Origin of the sequence: Methanococcus maripaludis (genome assembly GCF_002945325.1) — an archaeon.
Classification (GTDB): Archaea; AGJL01; Methanococci; order Methanococcales; family Methanococcaceae; genus Methanococcus; species Methanococcus maripaludis.
The window spans coordinates 1,039,311-1,064,626 of record NZ_CP026606.1; the positions used below are offsets into that span (position 1 = coordinate 1,039,311).

Consider the following 25,316-nt stretch of genomic DNA (forward strand, 5'->3'; position numbering starts at 1 on the left):
GAAAACATGCAATTAATCTCAAAACCTAAAAGCAGATTTTTAAAAGTTCAGTGCACTGACTGCAACAATGAACAAGTTATCTTTGGATGCCCTTCAACAGAAGTTAAATGTGCAGCATGCGGTAAAATCATTGCTGAACCAAAGGCATCAAAAGGTGCAATCAAAGCAAAAATCTTAGAAGTATTACAATAACTCTTTTTATTCTTTTTTAAACGTCTTTAAAATTAGTTCAATTTTATAATTGTTTAAATACTAGTGAGTATAAACACTCCATATGCTTATTATAAGATAATCAAGGTGGAATCATGAGAAACGATTTTCCTGAAGAAGGGGACATTATAATCGGAAATGTTATCGACGTTAAATCTTTTGGGGCATTTATCGAACTTTTAGAGTATCCTGGGAAGGAAGGAATGGTTCACATTTCTGAAGTTTCTTCTGGATGGATTAAAAATATAAGAGACCATATCAAAAAGGGTCAGAGAGTAGTTGCAAAGGTAATGAGAGTAACTCCTCATAAAAACCAGATAGATCTTTCATTAAAAAGGGCAACTGATCAGCAGAAAAAAGTTAAGGTTCAGGAATGGAAGAGATTCCAAAGAGCTGAAAAATTACTCCAGTTTGCTTCAGAAAAACTTGGAAAAACAATCGAAGAAGGATGGGAAGCTGCAGGATATCCTTTAATTGACGAATTCGGTGAATTATACGATGCGTTCGAATCGATTGTAATTGAAGGAAAAGAAGTTTTAGATGAACTCGAAACACCACTTCCACAAGAATGGGCAGACGTAATTTACGAAATTGCAAGTGAAAACATAGAACTTTCAAGCGTTAAAGTGTCAGGAATAGTTACACTTACAACGACCGAGCCAACTGGTGTAAAAATCATTAAAAACGGTTTGAAAAAAGCTTTAAAAGCAAATCCTTACGAGGACGTGGAAGTAAATATCACTTACATCGGAGCTCCAAAATATAGGGTAGAAGTACTTTCACCAGACTATAAAAGCGGAGAAGACGTGCTTAGAAGAGTATCTGAAGAAGCAATCGACTTTATAAAAAAACACGCTGGCGGAACTGGAAGCTTTGTAAGGGTTGAAGAGTAATTGATACTATGAAAATGAAAAAATGCCCTAAATGTGGAAAATACACATTGAAAGATTTTTGTAGTGAATGCAACGAAAAATCCGTTACAGTGAAACCTCCAAGATTTTCCCCAGTAGATAAATACGGAAAATACAGAAGAGCTCTTAAAAAAGCCAAAATGTGAAATTTATGGTTGATTTGAGATATTCTTCAGGAAATATTTTCAGTGAATCGGTCCACGAAATAGGAATTATTGCGCTTGGATCATTTCTTGAAAATCACGGTTCTGCCCTTCCAATCGATACCGATGCAAAAATTGCATCATACATCGCATTGAATGTTTCAATTATTACCGGAGCAAAATTTTTGGGGGTAGTTCTCCCTTCAACAGAATATTCTTACGTGAAACACGGTATTCACGATTCCATCAAAGATGTAATTAATTATATCAAATATCTGGTTGAAAATGGTAGAAAAATCGGGATTAAAAAATTCCTGATTATAAACTGCCACGGTGGAAACATCATAATCGAAGATGAACTTTTAAAATTAAATTCTAAAGACTGTTTTATCACGATGAAAAGTGTCTGTTTAACCCATGCATCAACTGAAGAAGTATCTTTGGGGTATGCCGTTGGAATACTTTCAGAAGATAAAATGAAGACCCACGATCCAAAAGTATATGGTGAAATTGGAATGGTCGGCCTAACAGAAGCACGGGAAAAAAATGAAGCTATAGATTTAGAAGCAAAATCTGTGGAAGAAAATGGTGTTTTTTTAGATAAAGTTAATGGAAAATCCCTTTTAAACGATTTAATTAATAATTATGTTGAAATTGTTAAAAATATGATTTAGGTGATTTATATGTGGGAAAATTCCCCTTCACACATCTGCAGAGGTGGCGATTTAAGAGGACTTGCATTTTGCTGCCCTCCTGTAAAGTACTGCCCATTACATAAAGCGTTAGAATCAATTGAAATGCCAGTAGAAGAATTTTCAAAAATAAAGCAGGATTTTGGAAGTAGGACTAGACTAGGACTTGGTAAAAATACCTGTTTTGGAAGTTTGATCTGGTGCTGTAAAATCACAAAACCATGCCCATTTAGGGATAGTGCAATGCTTGCAATCGACATGGGTGAAGACGAGTACATGGAACTTAAAAAAGAACTCGCAGAAGAAATAATCAGAAAATCAAAATTGTTTGAAGAAGGCGTTAAAGCTTTGGAAGAACAGGGAATTTCAAGAGAGGATGCAGAAAAAGCAATTTTGGAAACTGGCGACTTAAAAAAAGCATATGAAATTGTTAAAAAACAAATTTAATTAACATCTTTTATTTTCGCGTTTTTGAACTCTTTAATGTTTTTAAATTCGTCTTCGCTTAATTCGTAGATTTTAAAGACGGTATTATTTAATATACAGAAATTTTTAATCATCCTGTAAGCTTTATCTCCGTCATAATTTTCTAAAAAAGCCATGATCGGGGATTTATCGTTTGACACAATCACCGCATTTTTTTCAACAATTTCTACAATTGATGGATTTTTAGGAAGTATATTATATAAAGAATCATTTTCAACAATTTTTGGTGATTTTTCTTTAATTTTTTCTACTAATTCTTCGAAAGATACGAAATTTTTCAACAATGCATCTTTATTTTCGCCCAATATTTCATCCAAGTCCTGTTTTGATATTTTTTCAGGGCATATTTTTACATCGCTCACTGCAAAAATAGTCTTTAATTTACTCAATGCTTTTGGACCAACAAGGATTTTATCTTTTTTCTGATATATTGCGGCAATTTCTTCTTTATTTGAAAATAGAATGGTTCCTATCTCTTCTTTGTATTTTCTAGGAAATAGTGTAACTTTAAAAAGTCCGTATCCAACGTAATTTTCAATATTTCCATAAACATCTACGAAAATATCTTTTGGACTACTCTTTTCATCAAGATTATTTACGGACACTCTTTCGAGTAATTTATTTACTCGATTAGAACTCATATTTATGGCATCAATCTGGAATTCTTCAGGAATACTTTTAAAAATATCATTTAAATCCATTTTTTTGTCATTTAAACTAGAAAAAACAAGTTTTGAGTTTATGTAGTATAATTTAGCATTATCAAGGGAGATAATTCCTGTAAAATTGTTCAAAATAGATATTAACTCTTTTAAATCAGGAATTCCTCCTTTTTTAGAGTACATTTTTTCCATAAAACCCACCAAAAATATAAAACGGCGCAGGGGGGGAATCGAACCCCGAATTCCAACGGAACTCGACGGATCTGAAGTCCGCCCTCATCTACCAAGATAAGCACCCCGTGCCACGAAGCCAAGATATAAACTCTTTTTAAAGATATATAAGTCTTTTTGTTTACTTTCCTTTTAAACTTTATTAAAAAACGTTTTAAAAAAAGAGTTATTAATTTTTAATAGTCTGGTGAATATTTATTAAATCGCTTAATATGGCAGATGCAGTTTCAATATCTCCTGCACCAGTTCCTACAACTACGATATCGTTTGCAAGATCTGTATCAAACATTGCAACATTTAAACAGCCCATAACATTTAAGGGGCTGTCAACAGGTACAAGTTTTGGGCAAACTTCGAGTTTTTTGTCGGTAACTTCGCCTATTAATTTTATTGTATGGCCACTTTTATTTGCCATGACGAGTGCTTCAGGAGTAATTCTTGTTATTCCTTCTAAATTTACGTCTTTAATTGTTACATCTCGTCCAAATATTGAATTTGCCAAAATTACAATTTTTGCAGCAGTATCAAGTCCGCTGATGTCTTGGTGGGGATTTGTTTCCGCAATTCCAAGTTCTTGAGCTTCTTTTAATACCGTATCAAAATCAAGCTGTTCTTTTTCCATTTTGGTTAAAATGTAGTTTGTAGTCCCGTTTAAAATTCCTTTTATTAATTTAACATCGTTTCCTGCCAATGTTTCCTTTGCAAGATTGATTATCGGCATTGCACCACCGACTGAAGCTTCGTATCTGAAACATAATTTATTTTTTTCTGCAGCAGTTACTAATTCTTTAAATGAAACTGCAAGAGGGCCTTTGTTTGCACTCACGACGTGTTTTTTGGTTTCAAATGCTTTTAACATGTATGATTTTGCAGGTTCTCCAGTTTCAATGTTTGTAGGACTTACTTCTACAACCACATCTGCATTTACAGAGCCTATAACTTCTAAAATATCCATTTTACATCCTTTTTCGGGATAATTTGATATTTTTCTTGTTTCTTCTTTAACTTTTAAGGCTAGTTCTAAATCAAGGCCTTCTTCATCAATTGCAGCACCACTGCGGTCACAAATCGCAGCAACTTTTAAATCTAATCCATATTTTTTCTTTAAATGTTCTGATTTGAGATTAATGGCCTTTAAAACACCCTTACCAATTATTCCAAATCCTACAAGTATTATCTTCATAAATTATCCCCTTAGCATGATTTAATAAATAACAAACCTTTTTCTTTGGCTATTTTATCAAATTCGTCATAAAGTTCTTTTAATTTTTCGTTATCTATCGTTATCCTCATTCTAGCAGAAGATTCTGCGATAGGGTCAGGCATTGTTAAATCTAAATCTACAACTGTACCTATTTCATTAATTCTATCAATCGTATCGAGTACATCTGTATCAACAATGTGTCCTACGACTACAATTTCCAGATTTATTTTTTTCCTTTTTTCATTTATTTTGGCAACGATAACATCCAATTTTTCAAGGTTTTCAATAATAGAATGTAACAAATTATCGTTTAATTTTTCGATCACGACTTTTACAGGAACCCTTCCATCTCGTGTTTTATTTTCACGCATATGAATAACGCTAAAAATATTAGCTCCCGCAGAAGATATCGGTTGCAATGCTTTCAAAAGCTCTCCGGGGGAATCCTTGAGTTCTAGATCAAGAAATATCATTTTTTCACCAGTCAGTATTTCGGATGTAACATAGATACTATTCATAATCATGTTATACACAACAAGTATAAATATTAGACCAAAGCCCCTTAAAAGTTAGATCTGAACGATCGGACGCGCTCGAGATTATTAAAAAATTGATAGCTGAAAAATAAAAAAAGAAAAAAGAATTAAATTCCTTTAAAGCACTTTTTCAAATGTTCTTTTGACGGCGCTTTAGTTAAAAGACTCACCAAAACGGTTGCAATAAATGCAAGCGGTAGGGAGATTACCATTGGGTCTACATAAGGCCAGGGCATCGCGGAAATCAAAACGTCCCTACCAATCAGCATTTTTGAAATTCCAAGTGCTGCTGACTCCGCTTGATGAACGAATACTAAGCAGAACAGACTTACAAAAGTACCTGTTAAAAGACCTGCAATTGCCCCTTCTTTTGTGGTTCTTTTCCAGAATAGTCCTAACGCATATGCCGGTAAAAACGCAGCACTACAGAGTCCAAAGAATAATGCAGTTCCTCTTGCAACTATTCCTCCTGGAAGAATGTACCCTAGAATTGCAGCAATTACAATTGCAACAATAATTCCTAATCTCGTTATAATTACTGAATTTAATCCTTTTTTACCACAAATGGTTTCATAAACGTCCCTTCCAATTGATGTTCCTTGAGCGTGGAACTGGCTTGAAATTGTTGACATTGCAGCTGCAAGCAGTGAAACCAAGAATATGTAAATAAACCATTCCGGCATTGCTTTGTTGATATATAACGGCATGATACTGTCGCTGTTTCCTGTCGGGAATGTTTCAGACACTGTTGCACCAATTGAAAGAACACCTTCGGTATTCATGAAATAAACGTTTGAAAGGGTTCCTACAACGTATGCAGTACCTGTTGCAATTAAAATAAAGACTGCACCAATCAAAACAGCCCTGTTTAATTCTCTGTTACTTTTTACAGTCATGAATCTAACAATAAGTTGAGGTTGTGCTAAAACTCCGATTCCAACACCTAAAATTATGCTCGAAACAATTGTCCACCACATCGGAGAACCAAAAGTTGGCATCGAAGTCCACCCTGCATGTCCTACACTTGCAAGGTTTGCTGGAACTAACCCTGACATATTTGAAATTGCCTGGTGAGCTGTGGTAACTCCACCGAGGATATCATAAGTCATGTAGAGCAAAAACAACATTCCAAAAAACATAATCGTTCCTTGGAATGCATCCGTGTACATAACACCTTTTAAACCACCCATTACGACATATACTGCAATAATTATGGAAAATACAAGCAGTGCAACGTCAAATGAAATATTAAGTGTAGTTTCTATAAATCTTGCAGCACCAATCAAAACTGCTGCTGCATAAATTGGCATTGCACAAAATATTAAAAGCCCTGAAAACCACTGTATAAATTTACTTTCGAATCTTTTTGCCAGTAGCTCAGGAAATGTCAGTGCATTTAAGTTATGCCCCATTTTTCTAGTTCTTTTCCCAAAAAATACAAATGCTATAAAGATACCTAAAAATATATTTAGAAACGTCAGCCATAGCAAACTCATACCAAATAGCCCTGAGAATCCACCAAAACCAACAATTGCAGCAGTACTGATAAATGTAGCACCGTAGCTCATTGCCATAACGAATGGGTGGATTTTTCTACCTCCGACCATGTAGTCTTCAGCACTTGAAGTTCCTTTCCAACCTTTGTATCCGAGGTATCCAATAACTAACAAATATATTAAAACAATCACGTTTAGAAGAAGGATATTCATTTAGACCACCGTTCCGATTTCATCTTCCATCTTTTCTTCTTCTTTTTCCCAGTCCAATTGTTCTTCAATTTCTTTTTCTTCGGTTTCTGAACCTTTATTCCAATTTAATGCCCCGTATATAACGCATAATAATGTACTTAAGATGCAGAGCACGTATGCGCTTAATACATAGGGGTCTGAAATGCCTAACATGAAACACCTCTGAAAAGGATAGTCGTGTAATATGATGTAATCAACTAATATAACACATTATAAAACTTTTATAAACTATATGCTCAGTATTTTTTTGATTAACGAGTGTTAACAATACTGGAATAAAACAAAACCGAGATACCCAAATCTAAAATGTTTTTCTGTACTTTTAAACAAAGCATACTTGATTATTTTGAAAATGGACATTTGATTCATAAGGATCTCTGAAATTTACTAAACTTTAATTCTGCCACAAAATCCCTTTACCAAGTTTTAGTATATATAAATTATTGAATTCGTCAGATTAAAAAATAGAAATTTAGTGGGGATTACCACCATACTTTTTTTAAATGGAGTTTGTATGCGATAATGTTCGAAGAAAAATGAATTATCGGGGAAATTACAAGTAATAGTACAATAATGTTTGCAGGTAGTGGATACAGCGAATATGCGAATAATAATGCAAATATTATAAACGTTATTTGATCCAATAGTGGAGCGGACTGTCCCTGATTTAAGTTAAATCTTCTTTTTATAAAGCTTCCAAGCATATCTCCAAAAAGAGCGCCAGTTGCAAGTAAAAAACTCAAAATAATATATCCTGTTAGTCCGTAATTAAAAACTGATTCTGGGCCCATATATAATATAACTATAAAATGCTGTAAAATTCCAGTAATTATTCCAAAAAGTATTCCAAAAAAGGTGCCCCTGTAAGTTACACCATTTCCAATAATCCTGTTTCCATCGAAAAAATTTTTTCCAAAATCAACAGGTTTTCCCCCGCCCAAAATACAAGGAACTGCATTGGCTACATACGCAGGTAAAATATACCACAAGGCGCTAAATAACAATAAAAGTAAATCCATGAAATCCCTCGAGAATATGAAATTGACACTTAGCATACTATTTTTGTACACTATTTAAGGATTACTTCTATAAAAAAGTCGCCAGTATTTTTTAAAAATATAAAAAAATGGAGGGGTAAGAAATAGGGGGTGGTTTATGTAAAGTATGATAATTAATTAAAATAGAACGGGGAGGGGTTTTTTAAATTTTTTGTAAATTATTAACAGTATATTATTGGTAATTAAAAGAGTCTTTTATTATATGAGGGGTGGGAATGGGATTAGGAGATCAAATCTCCTACACGGTGTTATCAGTAGTGAAGTGGGGGTATGAGGGGGGTTTAAAATAACAATCTCACTACTGTTCCACACCGTGCAATCAATACATTTCAACTTTTGATATATATATCTAACGGTTATTTAATTAATTTTGAAGCTAGAATAATATTCTTTGATCAAATAACCTATGCTGATATTATTTTTTAATAATCCGCCATAGATTATGCCAATTAGAAATATTAAATGGTATTATTATAAAATCTAATATCTATTTTGCTATTACTCTACATCTCAAATAACTATTTTTAAAAGCAGTTATTACTTTTTCTAATATTAATGGGCGCTATTAGCAATTTCAAGAATGTATCTTTTTATAAGCAGGTGAGTGTAGTATAAATGTATACCAATTACCTTACTTTTTATATGTGGAGGTGAATCCATGAGTGACCCCAAAGTGGGTGTATTCGTCTGCTACTGTGGTGCAAACATCAATGGTGCAGTGGATTGTGAAGCCGTAAAGGATTTCGCTTCTGAATTAGACGGTGTAGCCGTTGCAGCTACTTACCCGTTCATGTGTGCTGACCCAGGTCAAGGTCTTATTAAAGACGCGATCAAAGAGCACGGATTGGACAGGATAGTTGTTGCAGCATGCACCCCTAAGATCCACGAGCCAACCTTTAGAGGTTGCCTACAAGACGCGGGAATATCCCCTTACTATTTAGAATTTGTAAATATTAGAGAACACGACGCATTTGTCCACATGGGCGATGTAGAGGGCGCAACCAGGAAAGCATGTGAAATGATTGCTGGTGGAGTAGAACGAGCTAAGAAATTAGAAGACGTTCCTCAAAAAGTCGTAGACGTAGATAAAAGCTGTATGGTTATCGGTGCAGGTATTGCAGGTATTCAATCTGCTCTTGACCTCGGTGACCAAGGATTCAAAGTCTACCTTGTAGACAAAGACGAGTCAATCGGAGGAAGGATGGCGCAACTTGCAAAGACTTTCCCGACAGATGACTGTGCAATGTGAATTCTCGCACCAAAAATGGTGTCTGCAGCTAACCACCCTAACATTGAATTAATTACATTTGCTGAGATTAAAAATATCGACGGTTACATCGGAAATTTCGATGTTACACTCGAGAAAAAACCAAGATATGTTGATGAAGATACCTGTACCGGATGTGGTGCATGTGCAGCAGCATGTCCAATAGAAGTGCCTAATGAATTTGATTTAGGATTAGGTACTAGGAAAGCAATTTATGTTCCATTCCCACAAGCAGTTCCATTACTTTACACAATCGATAAAGAACACTGTATTGATTGTGGACTTTGTGCAAAAGTTTGCTGTGCAGAGGCAGTAAGATACGATCAGAAACCTCAAGAACTCAATATCAAAGTCGGTACAATTATTACCGCAACTGGATACGATGAGTTCGATGCAACTAAAAAAGAAGAGTATGGATACGGAGTTTACGACAACGTAATTACAACTCTCGAAGTTGAAAGGATGATTAACCCAGCTGGTCCAACCCACGGGCACGAAATCAGACCTAGCGACGGAAAAGCACCAAAAAGAACTGTATATATACAGTGCGTTGGTTCAAGAGACGAGAAAGTTGGAAACCCATACTGTTCAAGAGTATGCTGTATGTTTGCATTGAAAAATGCGCAGTTAATGAAAATGCACGACCCTAATGCAGAAGTTTACATCTGTTACATGGATATCAGGGCTTTCGGTAAAGGATACGAAGAGTACTATAAGAGAGCTCAGGACCAGTTCGGAGTTAAATTCATTAGGGGAAGACCAGCTAACATCTTTGAAGATCCAGAAACTAAAAACTTGACTGTGAGAGTAGAAGACACCCTCATGGGAGAAATTTTAGAGATCGACGCTGATTTAGTTGTTCTTTCAGCAGGATTGGAAGCTAAAAAAGATGCCGGAGAACTTGCTAAAATGCTCGGTATCGATAGAGGTCCAGAAGGATTCTTTAAAGAATTACACCCTAAATTAGCACCTGTTAACACGAAAGTTGACGGTATTGCAATTGCAGGGGTCGCTCAAGGACCAAAAGATATTCCAGATACAGTAGCACAGGCAAAAGGTGCTGCAAGTGCTGTTGCAATTCCAATGTCACAAGGTCAGTTCAAGATCGAAATGATTAGGGCAACAGTTAACGAGGAAGTATGTGGTGGCTGTAAAGTATGTGCTTTAATGTGTCCATATAACGCTATCACTTACGAAGAAAAAGACGGTCACTTGGTGGCAATAACTGATGACGTTGCATGTAAAGGATGTGGAGCTTGTGCAGCAGCATGTCCAAGCGGTGCAATGCAGTTAAGATACTACCGAGATGAACAAGTCATTGGAATGATTGACGGTATATTAAATGCCGCAAAAATGTTAGAAGAATAATTTAAGCACAAGGAACTAGGGAATGAAATACTGAATAACTAATTATCTATTAAATTAAATTAAATTCTCAGCAAAATTAAGTTAGGAATGGTGTTAATTCAGATCATGTGACGAACAACCCGAAGGCTAAGGCCAGGGGAGTTCTGATGAGCTACGAGTTAATTTATTAAAAAATTAAAAAAGGGATATATTATGGCAGAACCCGTAATTATGGCCTTTGTATGTTACCAGTGAGGATACGGTGCAGCCGATTTGGCTGGTACGAGCAGAATGCAATACCCTGCATCAGTTAGAGCTATTAGAGTGCCATGTACTGGTAAATTCGATATTACCTATGCATTAAGAGCATTCCAAAAAGGCGCTGATGCTGTATTCGTTGCAGGTTGAAAACCAAACGAATGTGCATTCGAAACTGGAAACTTCAAAGCTGAAGAAAGGGTTAAGTTTGGAAAACAGATCCTAGATGAACTCGGAATCGGTGGCGAAAGACTTGAGATGTTCTTCATGTCAGGTGCTGACGCAGGTAAATTTACCGAAGCAGTTAAAGAAATGACCGATAGAGTTAAAAAACTAGGACCCAACCCAATCAAAGCGTAAAACCGTTTAAAAAGAGAATGAATTTTGCGGGGAACCAAAAGGACTCGTAAAATGACTGCCCTCTGTGTAGGGAATTTTTAACAATCACAAGGTGATTAAATGGCAGATAAAGTTAAGGTAGGCATTATACAACTCTGCGGATGCTCTGGATGCCATATATCACTACTTGATTTACACGAAGGCCTTTTGGACGTTCTTCCAGCTTTGGAAATTGTATACGCTCCAATCATTGCTGACGTAAAAGAAATTCCTGATGTTGACGTATTCTTAGTCGAAGGCGGAGTAAGAAGCGAACACGATGAACACTTGATTCATGAAATCAGGGAAAAATCAAAAGTAGTGATTGCATGGGGATCCTGTGCAGCTTTCGGAGGTATTCCGGGACTTGGCAATATGTATACTCCAGAACAACTTAAAGAAACAGTTTATACGACAGTTTCAACAGATAACCCTGGAGTTATTCCAACTGAAGGAGTTCCTGAACTAACTACTGAGGTAAGGGCTATTTCTGATGTAGTTAAAGCAGATTACGTAATTCCTGGATGTCCTCCAAAACCTGCACTAACCGCAGGGGCAATTGTTGCATTATTGGAAGGAAAAGATCCAGTATTACCGACAAAAATTGTATGTGATGAATGTCCAAGAACAAAAGAGAATGTATTCCCTAAAGAGTTCAAGAGATCCTTTGAAGGAACTCCTGATCCAGAGAAATGTCTCTTTGAACAAGGATACACATGCATGGGTATGGCTACAAGAGCAGGCTGTGGTGCAATGTGTCCATCAGCAAATATGCCTTGTAGAGGATGCTACGGTAAAACTGATGAAACTTTGGATCAAGGGGCAGCAGCTGCAAACACTTATGCAAATGCAGGAGAAGCAGCGCTTGAAATCCCGGATAAGGTTGCAACACTAAACAGATTCACGTTACCTGTTGCTTTAGTATCCAAAAAAATCCAAAAAGAATAAACAAATACTTTCAAAAAACATAATTTAAGGATGGTGACTCTATGGGTAAGGTTACTATCGAACCTCTATCCCGTTTAGAAGGGCACGGTAAGGTTTCAATAACCTTAGATGATGCGGGAAAACCAACAGATGTAAAATTACATATTACTGCCCTTAGAGGATTCGAACAGTTTGTTGTAGGACGACCTGCAGAGGAAGTACCAAGAATAGTACCAAGAATTTGTGGAATTTGCCAGACTCCGCACCACTTGGCAAGTGTTAAAGCAGTAGATGCTGCATGGGGTGCAGAAGTACCAAGTGCAGCCGAAAAATTAAGAGAATTAATGCATCTTGGAAACATGATGCATTCTCACGCATTGCACTTCTATTACTTGGCAGCTCCTGACTTTGTACTTGGTCCTGATTCAGATCCTGCAGCTAGAAACATTATTGGAGTTATTGGCGCAGCTCCTGAAGTTGCTAAAAAAGCAATTGCAATGAGACGAGTTGGTCAATCAATTGTTGAAACAATTGGTGGTAGAGCAATTCACCCTGTTACAGGAGTTCCTGGTGGGGTATCCAAAGCATTGAGCGAAGAAAAAAGAGACGAATTATTAAAAGAAATTGACGAAATGATCGCATATGGTCAAGACGGTATCGCTCTTATCAAATCACTCAATGAAAAATACATGGATGTTGTAAAATCACTCGGTGTAATTGATACCTGGTATTTAGGTATGGTAAAAGAAGGTAAACACAATTTCTACGGGGACACATTAAGATTCATGTCACCTGATGGAAAACAAACTACCGACTTTAAACCTTCAGAATACTTAGATAACATCGGTGAACACGTTGTAGGACACAACTACGTTAAATATCCATACAACAAAAAAGTTGGATATCCTGACGGTCTCTACAGAGTGGGCCCATTAGCAATGCTTAATGTATGTGATTCAATGCCTACGCCTCTTGCCGAAGAAGCTAGAAAAGATTTCGCAGACACTTTCGGAAAACCTGCAAACCAATCATTAGCATACAATCATGCAAGATTGATAGAATTGCTCGCTTCATGCGAAAGAGTCAAAGAACTTTTAGAAGACTCAGAAATAACTTCAACAGACATTAAAGCAGAAGTTGAACCAAAAGCAGGAAATGGTGTTGGTGCGATTTACGCTCCAAGAGGTACTTTATTCCACAATTATGAAACAGATGATAAAGGAATTGTTGTTAAAGCAAACATGATTGTAGCTTCAACACACAACGTACCTACCATGGAAAAAGCTATCCAACAAGCTGCAGAAGTTGTCTTCAAATAAGCAACGGTGGTAAAGATGGTAGATGAGGCAAAATTAAATTTAATCGAGATCGTGCTAAGAGCATACGATCCATGATATTCATGTGCAGCGCACATGATTGTAAAAGACGAACAAGGAAAAGTTCTCCTTGAAGTCAAAAAAGAAGAATAAAACTTCTCTAACCGAACCCTAAACGGGAGGCTAGGGAAACCTTCAATAGAAGGCCCCATACCTTTAAAAATTTTTTCGGGGGTTGTCATTTGGCAGGAATATCTATTCAAGAGGATGCTTGCCTTGTGTGTAATGCCTGTGCGAAGGCATGCCCTACAGAGGCAATAGAGATTGCCCCCTTTAAGACATGTATTCAGTGCTTTAGTTGTGCTACTGCATGTCCGACAGGGGCATTAGTTGAAAAAGACGGAAAGTTAGTTTTCAATGGAAGCAAATGTGATTTGGACGGAGCATGTCAAAAAGCATGCCCTGTAGGAATCAAAAAAGTAGATGACAGATTCCCATACTCCAAAGGACACTGTGTTCTCTGTGAGAAATGTGTTGATATCTGCCCTGCTGAAATAATTTCACTTCCTGGAAAAGCCGAAAAGCCTAAAAAAGAAATAATCATTCCACAAGAACCAATTGCAGTTACAAAAGACTGTGTTGCTTGTGGCGTATGTGTTCCAGAGTGTCCGGTTGATGCAATATCCATCGAAGATATCGCAGTAATTGATACAGACAAGTGTATATACTGTACTGTATGTTCACAAACTTGTCCATGGAACGCAATCTTTGTAGCTGGAAAACTGCCTCAAAAAAGACAGAAAACAATCAAATCTTTCACAGTTAATGAGGAAGAATGTATTGGTTGTGAGAAGTGTGTTGAAGCATGTCCTGGTTCAATGATTGAGTACAATGGTGAAGCTTTAGGTGTTAAATTACCAGGGGCATGCCCTGCATGTGGACTCTGTGTAGAAAGCTGTCCAGTTGAAGTTATTAGCTTGGAAGTTGAATATGCAAGCGCAAAACCAGTTACTGACGAAGGTCTAGTCTGGTCAGAAGAAAAATGTGCATACTGCGGACCTTGTGCAATCAAATGTCCAACAGGTGCAATAAAAGTAGTTAATCCGAAAGGATTAGAATTACCTTCAAAGAAAAAAACCGAAAAAGCAAACGAATTCGCAATGTGTATTCGATGTGGTGCCTGTGCAATGAAGTGTCCAACCGGCGCTTTAAAAATGGGCAAAATGGTTCATGAAGGTAAAGAATACGCAAGAGTTGAATTTAGCCCTGCATTATGTAATGAATGCGGCGAATGTGTAGATGTATGTCCACAGAAAACACTGGAACTCACCGGTGACGACAAAATGCCTCTTAAAGGTTACTGTGTAATGTGCTTGAAATGTATTGAAGCATGCAACAAAACCAAAAAAGAAGCATTATCATTGAAATAAACCATTCCCATTTTTTTTGGGTGATAAAAGTGGAAGTGTTTAAGAATGTCGTATGTCCATTCTGTGGGACTCTTTGCGATGATATTGAAGTTCTTGTAGAAAATAACCATGTAGTTGGGACTAGAAATGCATGCAGAATCGGAAATGCAAAATTTATGCACTTCGAGGGCGCTGTAAGACATGAATCTCCTCTTATGAGGGAAAATAAGAAGGATGACTTTAAAAAGGTTGACTACGAGACTGCAACAGAAGAAACCGCAAGGTTACTCGTCGAAGCAAAGTTACCGCTCATTTACGGGTGGAGTTCTGCGGAATGCCATGCACAGCAATTAGGTGTATTATTGGCTGAAAAAACGAAAGCTATTGTGGATAACACCGCGAGTGTTTGACACGGGCCTTCACTTTTAGCTGTACAGGATGTAGGATACCCTGTTTCAACATTAGGAGAAACTAAAAACAGAGCAGACGTTGTCTTGTTCTGGGGTTCAAACCCAATGCATGCTCACCCAAGACACATGAGCAGGTACTCAGTATTCCCAAGAGGATTCTTTAGACAAAGAGGTAAACAGGACAGACAGATGATTGTGGTAGATCCGAGAAAAACGGATACTGCAAAACTCGCTGACATTCACCTCCAAGTGGAGCCTCATAAGGATTATGAGCTTGTAAGTGCTCTTAGAGCTGCAGCAAAAGGATTTAATATTGAAGCTGAACAGGTAGCTGGTGTTCCAACGGAAACCATCTACGAAGCAGTCGACATCTGTAAAAATGCCCAGTTCGGTTCACTCTTCTTTGCGATGGGTGTAACAATGAGCAGGGGAAAACACAGAATTATTGACAATGCTATTCAGTTTGTAATTGACATGAATGCATATACTAAGTTTGTATTGACTCCAATGAGGGGACACTACAACGTTAACGGATTCAATCAGGTTTCAACCTGGGTTACTGGATACCCCTACGGTGTAGACTTCTCAAGAGGGTACCCAAGATACAATCCGGGAGAAACTGCTTCAAACGATGTATTGCAGAGAGGAGACACCGACATGATGATCAACGTTGCATCAGATGCAGGTGCACACTTCCCTCAAAAAGCAGTACAGCACATGGCAAAAATCCCGCTTGTATGTATCGATCCTCACGAAACTCCATCATCTGTAATTTCCAATATTGTACTTCCTCCAGCAATAACCGGACTTGAAGTTTCAGGAACTGCTTACAGAATGGACGGTGTTCCAATCGAACTAAGAAAAGTCATCAAAGCTCCTGAAGGAATGCTTTCCGATGCAGAAATAATGAAAATGTTGATCAAAAAGGTCGACGAAATGAAATAATTAAATTTCGGTATCCTACGACTGAAGAAAATAACTCGTTGAACGGAAACCTTTATGGACCTTTCAACAAAAATCTTTTTTTAAATTATTTATTTCAAAATTACTCTGGTTTTAAAGAATCTATTTTAATTTATTAAATATGGAAAAATTATATAATTTACAAGTTTGAAATTCATTTTTAGATTTAATTATTTGATTCGGGTGTTTTTATGGAAATTATACCAGTTATTGATTTAATGAATGGATTGGCAGTTTCTGGAAAAAGTGGAAATAGAAAAGAATATGTTCCAATAAAATCCGTATTATGTGATTCTTCAGATCCCCACGATGTAATTAAAAAATACAACGAAAATGGGGCAAAAAAAGTATATATCGCAGATTTAAACTCGATAATGGGTACCGGAAACAATTTTGAAATTGTAAAAAGTCTCGATATTTTTAAAATTGTTGATTTTGGAGTTACTGATAAAAAAGATTTAGAAAACGTCAAAAAATGTGTCAATATGACGATTCTTGGAACTGAAACTCTAAATGATATTTCGATTTTAAAAGAAGGAAATATTATTTTAAGCCTTGATTTTAAGGATGGAAAACTTTTAAATTATGATTTAGATGACATTTTAAGTAAAGTCGATAAAAAAACTCCGTTAATAATACTGGATATCTCATCAGTTGGAACTCAAAAAGGAATTAACGTGGAATTAATAAAAGATATATTGAAAAAAACCGATAATCCAATATACATTGGTGGTGGAATTAAATCTGAGGATGACTTAAAAATTTCAAAGGAACTTGGAATTTCCGGAGTTTTGATTGGAACTACAATACACAATGGAAAACTCGATTTAAAAAAAATAATTCAAAAGTACGGGGAATAGTATGGAACTTACAAGATATGAAATTATTAAAATTTTAATGGAATACGTGACCGATGAAATAGTTGTTTGTAACATCGGAATTCCAAGTAAAGAACTCTTTAAAATTAACGATAGGGAAAAAAACTTCTACATGTTAGGATCGATGGGTCTGTCATCATCCATCGGACATGGATTAGCACTTTCTGTAAATGAAAAGGTAATTGCAATTGATGGAGATGGTTCTGTATTGATGAACATGGGCTCTCTTGCAACAATTGGAAAAACAGCTCCAAAAGACTTTTTATTATTAATTGTTGACAACTGCGCTTATGGATCAACTGGAAATCAGGAAACTCATTCAACATGTACTGATTTATACCAAGTTTCAAAAGCATGCGGAATAGATTCAATTGGCGTATTTAATGAAGAACAGCTTAGAGAGGCAGTTAAACTTGTATTAACTGAATCTGGTACAAAAGTAATTATTGCAAAAGCAAGACCGCACAATGAAAACGTTCCAAACATAAACTTGGTTCCAACTGAAATAAAACACAGATTTATGAATTCGATAAAAAAATAATAAATAAAAAAGTTATTTTCCCAAAAATTTATTTTTAAAGTTTAAAATATTTTCATAATCCTGATTTATTGGATATCCGACAATAATATGGTCTTTAAATTTATTTAAATCTTCATTTTTCAAGTCTTCAAGTGAAATTATGAAATCCTGCCAGTTTCCGTGATAATTTTCACGTCTTCCAAGGTAGTTTTTCATGGAATCCAATATATTTTCATCCATTTTTTCAACATATGGTATGTAAACTGCTTTTTTAGACGAAATATCTGGATTTTCACAGCCGTAAACATAGTAAGAAATTAAATCGTTTTTTTCGATAAAATCCTGTACCAGATTTTCAACACCTTCGGTTCCAACCCAGATTTTATTTTCGTAAGTTATTGCTTTTTCTAAAATATCTAAAATCCTTGTTTTTTGGAAATTAGATTCTTTTTTTGAAAGATAAGCCTTATTTCCTAAAACAACGCAGATATCAAAGTCATATGACGCATATTTTTCTAAAAGTTCAAAAGAATCGTTTCTTTTACTTTGAACAGTTAAAACTGCTTTTTTCAAACTTTCAAGAATACTTTCATCTAGCAAAGTAGTTTCAGCATCTATAACGTGGTAATCAAAAGATTTTGAAACATTTTTATTTATTTCAAGCAATATGTCATAATCATAATTGATTTTAGTCAATTTTGTTGCAATTGCAAGCATTTTTTTCACGTTTATTCTTCAGTTTCAACGGTAATTGCCTGATCTGGACACTCTAATATGCAGAGCTGGCAGTTTGTGCATTCTTTTGGATTTACTGGGTTTGGCGGGTAAATTCCTTTTTTATTTAGTGTTTCGGACTTTTTGTAAACGTCTTTTGGACACACTTCTATGCAGATGTCGCAGCCTTTACAGTAATTTTCGTCAATTATGATCTTCATAATATTCACCGCTAATTATTTCTTCTTTGATTCCGGTTTATTTTTATTATTTTTATTTCTTTTTTTCCAGATTCTTGGATAAATTCCTGGCTCCATTATAACACGCGTTATTTCTACAACTTCGCCTTCTTCAGTTTTTAACATATCTTTTGTATTCATGAGCGGTTTTCCAACTGCAACAGCTTCTCCTTTCAGTGTTTCGATTAAAACAATTTCATCAGTTCCAATTCCTTTTTCAATTTTTGAAACTCCTGAAGAATAAAGTGTAGCTCCATGGCATACTGCATCAACCGCGCTATCCTTTACAATTATTTTTTTAAGGTGTTGTAGCCCATATTCAAGGGGTTTTACTAATTTTCTTAATTCTTCTTCGTTTCCGTCTTCCTTCCAGAATATATATGCATCAAGTAAATCCTGCAAATAAACAGCTTCATTTTCGTAAAATGGTCCGCTAATAGTTCTTCTAAGCTCTTGCATGTGTGCAGAAGTTCCAAGAGCTTCACCCATATCATCTACGAGTTTTCTTAAATATGTTCCGGATTGACATTTCGTTCTAAATAAAATATCTCGCCCATCAATTTCTAAAATCTCAATTTCGTATATTTTTCTAATTCTAAGGCTTCTTTTAACCGCTGCTTTTAAAGGAGGCCTTTGGTGAATTCTTCCAGTAAATTCTTTAAAAATTTTTTCAATATCTGAAAACTTAGCATCATCATGAAGATGCATTAAACATACGTATTCTTTTGGCGGGATGTGCCAGATCGGAACGCATTTTGTCGTGTTTCCTAATGCCACGGGAAGTGCTCCTGTAACTTTTGGGTCAAGTGTTCCGCCGTGTCCTGCTTTAACTAAATTTAGCATGTTTCTAACCCATGCGGCAACTTCGTGGGAAGTTGGACCAGACGGCTTATCAATTACAACGAGCCCAGTATTTAGAAGTGTTTTTATGTCTCTATTGTATGGGTCTGATCCGTAATTATAATCTGTTTTTGATTCTTCTTTTACAATTAATTCCAAAGTCTCACCTTAAAGGCTCATTTTCGTTTTTTATTTTTCATAAACTGTTTTTGGTGTTTTTTCATAAATCTGTAGAGCCTGAATGCAGTTACAATAATTCCTGTAAAAAATCCAATTAATACAAAGCAGTTGTTACTATATGCATTCTTAAGTATATAACCTATTATAATTCCAAAAGTTATCGGGAGGACTATTTCAAAAGCAAGATCGATCATATTTTCAAATGTTTATTTCATAATCATAAAACTCGTAATCAAAGAAAACTTACTCAAAAATAAATTTAACAGTAAACTATATATATTTCTTTTTTTATTCTTATAATGTGCAATAGGGAGTATGGTGTAGTCTGGTCTATCATCGGGGACTCCAAGTGCCTATATGGCCTTCTTAGAAATCTAAGAATTTTTAAGGCGCACAAACACAAGTTTGTTGCGTGGACTAAAGCCCGATGCAGGAGAAATCCCTGGACCTGGGTTCAAATCCCAGTACTTCCACTTTTTTTCTTTTAAAAATATTATTCCACCGTATCGGTAACTATATACGCTTTTATGCCCAAACTTAAATGAATAAATATATATATTCTGTAAAAGATATGAATTAATGAACTTATAACACTGTTCAGGTGGTTACATGAAATTTTTAGAAAAACTAACATCAAAAAAAGGTCAGGTATCAATGGAAATTGGTATCCTCGTTGCAGCAGCAGTTGCAGTTGCAGCAATCGCAGCATACTTCTACGCAACAAACGTTAAAAATGCGCAAGCAGATACTGGAGCATCAGCTGCATCAACAACAGGTAATTTAACAAATATTGCAGATAGTGCAACATCGGGAATTTCATCTATTACGCTGACTGCGTAATTTCTTTTCTATTATTTTTGGTGATTTTTTGGATTTATTTTATTTTTTGATAGTTCTAATTTTGATATACTTGATAAATCCTTTAAAAAATGACGAAAAATTGATGACAACTCCTTTTTTATCAATTTCTTATATTATAATTTCATCTTATTTTATGTCAGTTTTCGGCGTATCGTTAATCAAAATTTACTATATTATCCCGTTAATTTTTTTAACGATTTTCAATTTTAAAAAAATTTCTTTTAAAAATGTAAAGTTAAATAAAATTTCAGTTTTGTTTGTAATATTAATTTCATTACTCGCAGTTTTTGAAGGATATATAATATTTCCCGAAAACCCGTTAAATAAAACAGATACTCAATACCACAGTTATAAATCACAGGCAATAATCGAAGAAAAAAGTTTATTTTATACAACATCTGAAATCCCATACGTAAATTACGTTAAATATCCTTCAGGATTTCATTCTTTAGTTTATTTCATTTCAAATCAGGTAAATGACATTCCAGATGCATTTAATTTTTTAATGTACTTTATGCTGGTTTCAATGGTTATTGGGTTTTATTTGGTTGGAGAATCAATAAAATCAGGACTTGGATATTTTACAGCACCTTTTGTACTGGCAGGAAGTGTTTTTTATGGAATAATTTACGTACTCTATCCAAATTATCTCGCTTATTCCTTATTTTTAATCTCTGTATTTTTCTTAATTAAATACTCAAAATCAAGGGATACTAATTATCTCTATCTTTTTTCTTTAGTTTTATTTGCAATGATTTATACACACCCGTTTCCTGTTTTAATGTTGATTTTATTTATTTTATCAATCACGATATTCGAAATATCAAATAAAAATTATAACGTAATAAAAAATTATTTTATATTTTCAGTTATTCCCGCAGTAGCTTCATTACTATTAATTTCAAAAAGAATGTCAAAAGATATAGTTTCATACAGCAAATCGTCAAATCTGCTTTCAGAACCTGTTAATATAATTATTCATAACATTTTCGCAGGATTTGGAATATTTTACCTGTTTATGAAACATCCTGTGTATGCCGTTACACTCGATAACGGAGTTACATTTTTAATTTCACTATTCTTTACTTATCTCTTCATAATTGGACTTTATGGCATATTTAAACATAAAATGTATTATCTAATACTGTTTCCTATATTGTTACTCTTTATTTTGATTAACAGTGAATCTATCCATCTTAGCATACCATTTTTTAATACCATGTATGCATCAAACAGGATGATGTACAATATTCAAATAATAATGCCGATATTTTATGGTTTCGGAGTTTATTCGATCATAAACACTCTTAAAAAAAGAACATTTAAATTAGGTTTTATTTTCTTAACTTCGTTTGTTATTTTTTCTTCAGCATGCATGAATTATCAAATAATTCCTGATTATTTAAAAGAGCAGTATGTAGTTTCTGAAGCTGATTTGAATGCTTTTGAATGGATTAACTTAAATAATATTTCAAATGAAACGTTTTTAAATTTTGGGGAAGATGCAGGACAATTTTTACCAATATATACATCTAATAAACCTGTTTTTTATTACTCAAAATTTTCAAGCGGAGATTTTTCAATAGGAAATAATACAATATATGAACTTGCAAAATTTATTGATGGCAATGATCAGTATAACTACACGAAAGTATGTAAAATGAATAATATTAAGTATATTTACGTTTCAGGAGTACTTGGTGAATTATGTAGTGACTTCTTCAAAGATATGGCTTATTTTAAAATACTATATGGAGAAGACAACGTATATATTGTTGAAGTTATATAACTATTTAAAGAACTGGATGTGGACGTGGTGCTATGAAATTTTTAGAAAAAATAACATCAAAAAAAGGTCAAATAGCAATGGAACTCGGAATACTGGTTATGGCGGCAGTTGCAGTTGCAGCAATCGCAGCATACTTTTATGCAACGAATGTTAGCAATACTGGAAAACAGATTACAAATTCGACAAACCAGACAACTCAGGCACTCGCTGATGCAATATCTGATGCTACATCAGAACTGTCTAGCTACGCATAAGATGTGACTTTATGAGGCTTATAGGATTAACAGATTTACATAACCGCATAATTAATTTTGATAAACTTTTAAGGTACAAACCTGATGTTATTTTAATTTCTGGAGATTTTACAAAATGTAGCTTTGCTAAATCAGAGGATCAGGATGATTTATACGATATTGTCTATGACGTAGATACAAAACTTATCGATTTTTTAGAAAATTTAAACAACAAAATAAAAGTGTTTATAATCCCTGGAAACTGGGAAAATTTGAATACAATACAAAAAATGAATGAATCCGGGTTAAATATCGATGAAAAACTTGTTAAATTTTACGATACAATTTTTATTGGATTGGGGGGTTCAAATGAGACTCCAATTTGTAGTCCAAACGAATATTCAGAAGATGAAATTTACGAAAGATTTATCAAAATTTTAAAAAATGAAAAAATAGATGTTAAAAATAATTTTATTTTACTCTCACACGTTCCGCCAAAATATACAATGGCTGACAGGTGTGAAGCAGGACACGTTGGAAGTAGCGCAGTTAGAAAAATTATTGAAGAATTTAAACCAGTTTTATGCGCATGCGGACATGTTCATGAAAGTAGGAGTATTGATAAAATCGGAAATACCTTGATTGTAAACCCATCTTCAACTGGATTTTTTATATATGATACGAAAACTAAAAATTTAGAGATACATGATTTATAATTATCTTAAACGTCTTTTTTTCAAAGAAACTCTACTTGAAGCCTTCTTTTTTATAAATGATCTCATATCTAAGTAGTAAAATAAAATAAACAGGTATGGGAGTAATATTTCAGGATAGTAATCAATTTCAATTATATTTAATAGTATTAATCCCACCATTAAAGTTAGATACAGTATAATATACAGTTCAAATGCCCAGTAACGAACAATACTGCTTCCAACAAGCGCAAATGAAGTAATTAACATGATAAATGCAATATAAAACATGCTTAAGTATCCTAATGGTATAATATATAATAAAAACACGAATAGCAATGCTGAATAAAATAAAATGATTGCAATATAATATTCAAGTCCAAATTCCTGAAGCCCTTGAAAACTTGATGCATCGATACTTAATGAATTATCAAAATATGCTCTTGAAATTTCAAATACTACCATGGTAGCTATTGAAAACCCGATAACTGGAATAATACTGTGTATACTCAACGTTTTTAACGTTATTTCCGAAAGTACGTATGTATTAATTGTACACATCAAAACTAAAATCAGATAGTATCCAGTCATAGACTTTGATATTTTTGTGAATACATAACCTATTATACCGGAAATTAACACAAGAAGTAGTATCTGATAATCCATAAATATTCCTGCTATGGTTTTTTAAGGGTCAATTATACATATATATTAATTTTATAATATATAAATGGTACTCTCATGAGTTCTGAGTTATAAACGTCTAAATTGTACTTATTTTTGAATAATGGTGCTATAATGGAATATTTACTTAATTTAAAAAAAGCAGTTAAGATACTTAGAAAAAATCGGGACAAAAAGATACTGGTCTGTACCCACATCGATACGGATGGAATAAATTCCAGAATTATTTTAGAAAACGTGCTCGAAAGATTAAATATTGAAGCGGAATTTTTATTTTTAAGGCAGATTGATTACGGAACAATTGATACAATTCCTTTTGACAATGATTTAATAATATTTGCAGACCTGGGAAGCGGTCAAATCGATTTAATAAATGAAAAATTAAAAGAAACTTCAAAAAAGCCAAAAATAATTATTTTGGACCACCACATAGTTTCAAACGAGAAAATACCTGAAAATATTGTAAATGTAAACCCTCATAACGATGGTATTGATGGGGGAAAGGAAATCTGTGGTGCAGGGGTCTGCTATCTTTTTGCAAAGATATGTGATCCTCGGTTTACTGATCTTGCAAAATATGCAGTTTTGGGGGCTGTTGGAGATGTTCAAAGCCTTGAAGGAAATTTAATTGGGTTAAATCGGGATGTAATTTTAAGAGATGCAGTAAAAGCAGGAGATATTTCCGTAAGTCCAGATTTACAGTTTTATGGGAAACATACAAGACCGCTTTTTACTTCTATTAAATATTTCACCGATGTTAGAACTGATCTTACTGATAACGATTCTCGAATAATTAACTTTATAAATAATGTAAACAGAAAGCACGGAACCGACATAATTCCAAAAGATTATTTATGCGATTTAACATTTGATCAGAAAAAAATCATGGGCAGTGAGTTCTTACACAAATGTAGCCGGTACATTCCTCCTGCATGGCGGATACACCTTCCAAAAGTTATTTTTGGAGAAAGCTACGAGCTAACAAACGAGGAATTCAAGTCGAATTTAAAGAATCTGGAAGAATTTTCAACATGTATAAACGGCTGTTCGAGATACGATGAATACGATGTTCCCTTGGAAGTTTTAAAAGGGGATCGGGATAAAAACTATAGTAAAATGCTTAAAATGCTTAAAAAACACAAAAGAAATCTTGCGGGTTCAATGAACTTTTTAAGAAACGATGTTGAAATAGTTCAGAAAGAAAACTTCCAGTACTTTAAGGTTGACAAAAATGCAATAAAAGGAAACATCGTAGGAATTGTTGCTGGAATGAGTTATTCTCTTGAAAAAGTTGACTGGAAAAAACCGATTTTTGCAGTTTCTGAAATGGATGACGGATACAAAGTATCAGCAAGATGTCCAAAGCTTTTATCCTTTGCAGAAGATATAAATCTTGCAAGTGCGATAAACTACGCTTCCAAAAAAGTTGGTGGAAGTGGCGGGGGACACAAATTTGCATGTGGGGCATATATCCCAGAAATCGGGGATTTTGTCAAATATCTCGAAGAAAAACTATAATTTAAACTAAAA

General features: G+C 34.5%; 30 protein-coding genes and 2 tRNA genes. 20 read left to right on the forward strand and 12 right to left on the reverse strand.

Features of this window, described 5'->3' with window-relative positions; translation table 11 throughout:
- Positions 1–6: 6 nt before the first annotated feature.
- From MMJJ_RS05560 to MMJJ_RS05580, 5 genes are all read left to right on the forward strand, one after another.
- The gene (locus MMJJ_RS05560) at positions 7–192 is read left to right on the forward strand and encodes a 30S ribosomal protein S27e (protein WP_011171652.1); all 186 of its coding nucleotides are present in this window, start codon (positions 7–9) and stop codon (positions 190–192) included.
- Between the two features lie 113 nt (positions 193–305).
- Positions 306–1,103: a translation initiation factor IF-2 subunit alpha gene (locus MMJJ_RS05565; protein ID WP_011171651.1), complete on the forward strand. Its 798-nt coding sequence runs from the start codon at positions 306–308 to the stop codon at positions 1,101–1,103.
- Positions 1,104–1,111: 8 nt separating this feature from the next.
- Positions 1,112–1,267: an RNA-protein complex protein Nop10 gene (locus tag MMJJ_RS05570; protein WP_011171650.1), complete on the forward strand. Its 156-nt coding sequence runs from the start codon at positions 1,112–1,114 to the stop codon at positions 1,265–1,267.
- A 5-nt stretch (positions 1,268–1,272) separates the two neighbouring features.
- Complete coding sequence (gene arfB, locus MMJJ_RS05575) at positions 1,273–1,938, forward strand: 2-amino-5-formylamino-6-ribosylaminopyrimidin-4(3H)-one 5'-monophosphate deformylase (RefSeq protein WP_104838013.1); 666 nt, start codon at positions 1,273–1,275, stop codon at positions 1,936–1,938.
- Positions 1,939–1,947: 9 nt separating this feature from the next.
- Positions 1,948–2,403 carry a methanogenesis marker 9 domain-containing protein gene (locus MMJJ_RS05580; RefSeq protein WP_104838014.1) on the forward strand — a complete coding sequence of 152 codons (456 nt, stop codon included), beginning with the start codon at positions 1,948–1,950 and terminating at the stop codon, positions 2,401–2,403.
- On the opposite strand, the gene MMJJ_RS05585 is transcribed toward MMJJ_RS05580, so the two are convergent.
- From MMJJ_RS05585 to MMJJ_RS05610, 7 genes are all read right to left on the reverse strand, one after another.
- Positions 2,400–3,296: a hypothetical protein gene (locus tag MMJJ_RS05585; protein WP_104838015.1), complete on the reverse strand. Its 897-nt coding sequence runs from the start codon at positions 3,294–3,296 to the stop codon at positions 2,400–2,402. The two genes, MMJJ_RS05580 and MMJJ_RS05585, sit on opposite strands and share 4 nt — an antisense overlap.
- 22 nt (positions 3,297–3,318) lie before the next feature.
- Positions 3,319–3,408 (reverse strand) — tRNA-Sec (locus MMJJ_RS09310).
- Between the two features lie 96 nt (positions 3,409–3,504).
- Complete coding sequence (locus MMJJ_RS05590; protein ID WP_104838016.1) at positions 3,505–4,518, reverse strand: homoserine dehydrogenase; 1,014 nt, start codon at positions 4,516–4,518, stop codon at positions 3,505–3,507.
- Positions 4,519–4,529: 11 nt separating this feature from the next.
- Entirely contained in the window at positions 4,530–5,012 is a 483-nt protein-coding gene (locus MMJJ_RS05595; protein WP_104838017.1) for a hypothetical protein, read from the reverse strand.
- Between the two features lie 170 nt (positions 5,013–5,182).
- Positions 5,183–6,784 (reverse strand): sodium:solute symporter family protein, encoded by a 1,602-nt coding sequence (locus tag MMJJ_RS05600; RefSeq protein ID WP_104838018.1) that lies wholly within the window; start codon positions 6,782–6,784, stop codon positions 5,183–5,185.
- A complete protein-coding gene (locus MMJJ_RS05605) occupies positions 6,785–6,976 on the reverse strand; it encodes a symporter small accessory protein (protein WP_013999980.1) in 192 nt (63 codons plus the stop codon).
- Between the two features lie 329 nt (positions 6,977–7,305).
- Complete coding sequence (locus MMJJ_RS05610) at positions 7,306–7,842, reverse strand: CDP-2,3-bis-(O-geranylgeranyl)-sn-glycerol synthase (protein ID WP_104838019.1); 537 nt, start codon at positions 7,840–7,842, stop codon at positions 7,306–7,308.
- A 697-nt stretch (positions 7,843–8,539) separates the two neighbouring features.
- Here MMJJ_RS05610 and MMJJ_RS05620 point away from each other — a divergent pair.
- The 9 genes from MMJJ_RS05620 (at position 8,540) to comE (ending at position 17,575) form a co-directional block, all read left to right on the forward strand.
- A complete protein-coding gene (locus tag MMJJ_RS05620; RefSeq protein WP_011171641.1) occupies positions 8,540–10,516 on the forward strand; it encodes a CoB--CoM heterodisulfide reductase iron-sulfur subunit A family protein in 1,977 nt (658 codons plus the stop codon).
- Between the two features lie 192 nt (positions 10,517–10,708).
- Positions 10,709–11,113: a F420-non-reducing hydrogenase iron-sulfur subunit VhuD gene (gene vhuD, locus MMJJ_RS05625; protein ID WP_011171640.1), complete on the forward strand. Its 405-nt coding sequence runs from the start codon at positions 10,709–10,711 to the stop codon at positions 11,111–11,113.
- 99 nt (positions 11,114–11,212) lie between these two features.
- The gene (vhuG, locus tag MMJJ_RS05630) at positions 11,213–12,079 is read left to right on the forward strand and encodes a F420-non-reducing hydrogenase subunit VhuG (RefSeq protein ID WP_011171639.1); all 867 of its coding nucleotides are present in this window, start codon (positions 11,213–11,215) and stop codon (positions 12,077–12,079) included.
- Between the two features lie 41 nt (positions 12,080–12,120).
- Entirely contained in the window at positions 12,121–13,377 is a 1,257-nt protein-coding gene (gene vhuA / locus MMJJ_RS05635) for a F420-non-reducing hydrogenase Vhu subunit A (protein WP_104838022.1), read from the forward strand.
- 15 nt (positions 13,378–13,392) lie between these two features.
- On the forward strand, positions 13,393–13,527 hold the full coding sequence (vhuU, locus tag MMJJ_RS09455; protein WP_011171637.1) for a F420-non-reducing hydrogenase selenoprotein subunit VhuU: 135 nt from the start codon (positions 13,393–13,395) through the stop codon (positions 13,525–13,527).
- Between the two features lie 89 nt (positions 13,528–13,616).
- Entirely contained in the window at positions 13,617–14,804 is a 1,188-nt protein-coding gene (gene vhuB / locus MMJJ_RS05645) for a F420-non-reducing hydrogenase associated-polyferredoxin VhuB (protein WP_104838023.1), read from the forward strand.
- Positions 14,805–14,833: 29 nt separating this feature from the next.
- The gene (locus MMJJ_RS05650) at positions 14,834–16,138 is read left to right on the forward strand and encodes a formylmethanofuran dehydrogenase subunit B (RefSeq protein WP_104838024.1); all 1,305 of its coding nucleotides are present in this window, start codon (positions 14,834–14,836) and stop codon (positions 16,136–16,138) included.
- Positions 16,139–16,347: 209 nt separating this feature from the next.
- A complete protein-coding gene (locus MMJJ_RS05655) occupies positions 16,348–17,016 on the forward strand; it encodes a HisA/HisF family protein (RefSeq protein WP_104838025.1) in 669 nt (222 codons plus the stop codon).
- A gap of 1 nt (position 17,017) precedes the next feature.
- A complete protein-coding gene (gene comE, locus MMJJ_RS05660) occupies positions 17,018–17,575 on the forward strand; it encodes a sulfopyruvate decarboxylase subunit beta (protein ID WP_104838026.1) in 558 nt (185 codons plus the stop codon).
- Between the two features lie 12 nt (positions 17,576–17,587).
- On the opposite strand, the gene MMJJ_RS05665 is transcribed toward comE, so the two are convergent.
- From MMJJ_RS05665 to MMJJ_RS05680, 4 genes are read right to left on the reverse strand one after another with little or no spacing between them, the layout of a single operon-like run.
- Positions 17,588–18,271 (reverse strand): DUF7388 family protein, encoded by a 684-nt coding sequence (locus tag MMJJ_RS05665; protein WP_104838027.1) that lies wholly within the window; start codon positions 18,269–18,271, stop codon positions 17,588–17,590.
- 11 nt (positions 18,272–18,282) lie between these two features.
- Entirely contained in the window at positions 18,283–18,489 is a 207-nt protein-coding gene (locus MMJJ_RS05670; protein ID WP_104838028.1) for a 4Fe-4S dicluster domain-containing protein, read from the reverse strand.
- A gap of 15 nt (positions 18,490–18,504) precedes the next feature.
- Positions 18,505–19,506 carry an RNA-guided pseudouridylation complex pseudouridine synthase subunit Cbf5 gene (locus MMJJ_RS05675; protein WP_104838029.1) on the reverse strand — a complete coding sequence of 334 codons (1,002 nt, stop codon included), beginning with the start codon at positions 19,504–19,506 and terminating at the stop codon, positions 18,505–18,507.
- Positions 19,507–19,523: 17 nt separating this feature from the next.
- Complete coding sequence (locus tag MMJJ_RS05680) at positions 19,524–19,721, reverse strand: AtpZ/AtpI family protein (RefSeq protein WP_104838030.1); 198 nt, start codon at positions 19,719–19,721, stop codon at positions 19,524–19,526.
- A gap of 115 nt (positions 19,722–19,836) precedes the next feature.
- Here MMJJ_RS05680 and MMJJ_RS09315 point away from each other — a divergent pair.
- The 5 genes from MMJJ_RS09315 to MMJJ_RS05700 all read left to right on the forward strand — a co-directional run bounded on the left by MMJJ_RS09315 (position 19,837) and on the right by MMJJ_RS05700 (position 23,126).
- Positions 19,837–20,000: transfer RNA gene (locus tag MMJJ_RS09315), tRNA-Trp, on the forward strand.
- A gap of 136 nt (positions 20,001–20,136) precedes the next feature.
- A complete protein-coding gene (locus tag MMJJ_RS05685; protein WP_104838031.1) occupies positions 20,137–20,367 on the forward strand; it encodes a class III signal peptide-containing protein in 231 nt (76 codons plus the stop codon).
- Between the two features lie 274 nt (positions 20,368–20,641).
- Complete coding sequence (locus tag MMJJ_RS05690; RefSeq protein WP_211286607.1) at positions 20,642–22,177, forward strand: DUF6541 family protein; 1,536 nt, start codon at positions 20,642–20,644, stop codon at positions 22,175–22,177.
- 32 nt (positions 22,178–22,209) lie between these two features.
- A complete protein-coding gene (locus MMJJ_RS05695) occupies positions 22,210–22,431 on the forward strand; it encodes a class III signal peptide-containing protein (protein ID WP_104838033.1) in 222 nt (73 codons plus the stop codon).
- A gap of 11 nt (positions 22,432–22,442) precedes the next feature.
- Positions 22,443–23,126, forward strand: coding sequence for a metallophosphoesterase family protein (locus tag MMJJ_RS05700; RefSeq protein WP_104838034.1), 684 nt, complete (start codon positions 22,443–22,445; stop codon positions 23,124–23,126).
- Here the strand turns inward: MMJJ_RS05700 and MMJJ_RS05705 are convergent, their stop codons facing one another.
- Positions 23,127–23,693: a hypothetical protein gene (locus MMJJ_RS05705; protein WP_244901525.1), complete on the reverse strand. Its 567-nt coding sequence runs from the start codon at positions 23,691–23,693 to the stop codon at positions 23,127–23,129.
- Between the two features lie 207 nt (positions 23,694–23,900).
- Here MMJJ_RS05705 and recJ point away from each other — a divergent pair, with 207 nt between their 5' ends.
- Positions 23,901–25,304: a single-stranded-DNA-specific exonuclease RecJ gene (recJ, locus tag MMJJ_RS05710; RefSeq protein ID WP_104838036.1), complete on the forward strand. Its 1,404-nt coding sequence runs from the start codon at positions 23,901–23,903 to the stop codon at positions 25,302–25,304.
- Positions 25,305–25,316 lie beyond the last annotated feature (12 nt).

What these genes read in the sequence shown, in the direction of transcription:
- MMJJ_RS05560 (WP_011171652.1), top strand. Translation starts at nt 7, where the DNA reads ATGCAATTAATCTCAAAACCTAAAAGCAGATTTTTAAAAGTTCAGTGC.
- MMJJ_RS05565 (WP_011171651.1), top strand. Translation starts at nt 306, where the DNA reads ATGAGAAACGATTTTCCTGAAGAAGGGGACATTATAATCGGAAATGTT.
- MMJJ_RS05570 (WP_011171650.1), top strand. Translation starts at nt 1,112, where the DNA reads ATGAAAATGAAAAAATGCCCTAAATGTGGAAAATACACATTGAAAGAT.
- arfB (WP_104838013.1), top strand. Translation starts at nt 1,273, where the DNA reads ATGGTTGATTTGAGATATTCTTCAGGAAATATTTTCAGTGAATCGGTC.
- MMJJ_RS05580 (WP_104838014.1), top strand. Translation starts at nt 1,948, where the DNA reads ATGTGGGAAAATTCCCCTTCACACATCTGCAGAGGTGGCGATTTAAGA.
- MMJJ_RS05585 (WP_104838015.1), bottom strand. Translation starts at nt 3,296, where the DNA reads ATGGAAAAAATGTACTCTAAAAAAGGAGGAATTCCTGATTTAAAAGAG.
- MMJJ_RS05590 (WP_104838016.1), bottom strand. Translation starts at nt 4,518, where the DNA reads ATGAAGATAATACTTGTAGGATTTGGAATAATTGGTAAGGGTGTTTTA.
- MMJJ_RS05595 (WP_104838017.1), bottom strand. Translation starts at nt 5,012, where the DNA reads ATGATATTTCTTGATCTAGAACTCAAGGATTCCCCCGGAGAGCTTTTG.
- MMJJ_RS05600 (WP_104838018.1), bottom strand. Translation starts at nt 6,784, where the DNA reads ATGAATATCCTTCTTCTAAACGTGATTGTTTTAATATATTTGTTAGTT.
- MMJJ_RS05605 (WP_013999980.1), bottom strand. Translation starts at nt 6,976, where the DNA reads ATGTTAGGCATTTCAGACCCCTATGTATTAAGCGCATACGTGCTCTGC.
- MMJJ_RS05610 (WP_104838019.1), bottom strand. Translation starts at nt 7,842, where the DNA reads ATGGATTTACTTTTATTGTTATTTAGCGCCTTGTGGTATATTTTACCT.
- vhuG (WP_011171639.1), top strand. Translation starts at nt 11,213, where the DNA reads ATGGCAGATAAAGTTAAGGTAGGCATTATACAACTCTGCGGATGCTCT.
- vhuA (WP_104838022.1), top strand. Translation starts at nt 12,121, where the DNA reads ATGGGTAAGGTTACTATCGAACCTCTATCCCGTTTAGAAGGGCACGGT.
- MMJJ_RS05655 (WP_104838025.1), top strand. Translation starts at nt 16,348, where the DNA reads ATGGAAATTATACCAGTTATTGATTTAATGAATGGATTGGCAGTTTCT.
- comE (WP_104838026.1), top strand. Translation starts at nt 17,018, where the DNA reads ATGGAACTTACAAGATATGAAATTATTAAAATTTTAATGGAATACGTG.
- MMJJ_RS05665 (WP_104838027.1), bottom strand. Translation starts at nt 18,271, where the DNA reads ATGCTTGCAATTGCAACAAAATTGACTAAAATCAATTATGATTATGAC.
- MMJJ_RS05670 (WP_104838028.1), bottom strand. Translation starts at nt 18,489, where the DNA reads ATGAAGATCATAATTGACGAAAATTACTGTAAAGGCTGCGACATCTGC.
- MMJJ_RS05680 (WP_104838030.1), bottom strand. Translation starts at nt 19,721, where the DNA reads ATGATCGATCTTGCTTTTGAAATAGTCCTCCCGATAACTTTTGGAATT.
- MMJJ_RS05685 (WP_104838031.1), top strand. Translation starts at nt 20,137, where the DNA reads ATGAAATTTTTAGAAAAACTAACATCAAAAAAAGGTCAGGTATCAATG.
- MMJJ_RS05695 (WP_104838033.1), top strand. Translation starts at nt 22,210, where the DNA reads ATGAAATTTTTAGAAAAAATAACATCAAAAAAAGGTCAAATAGCAATG.
- MMJJ_RS05700 (WP_104838034.1), top strand. Translation starts at nt 22,443, where the DNA reads ATGAGGCTTATAGGATTAACAGATTTACATAACCGCATAATTAATTTT.
- MMJJ_RS05705 (WP_244901525.1), bottom strand. Translation starts at nt 23,693, where the DNA reads ATGACTGGATACTATCTGATTTTAGTTTTGATGTGTACAATTAATACA.
- recJ (WP_104838036.1), top strand. Translation starts at nt 23,901, where the DNA reads ATGGAATATTTACTTAATTTAAAAAAAGCAGTTAAGATACTTAGAAAA.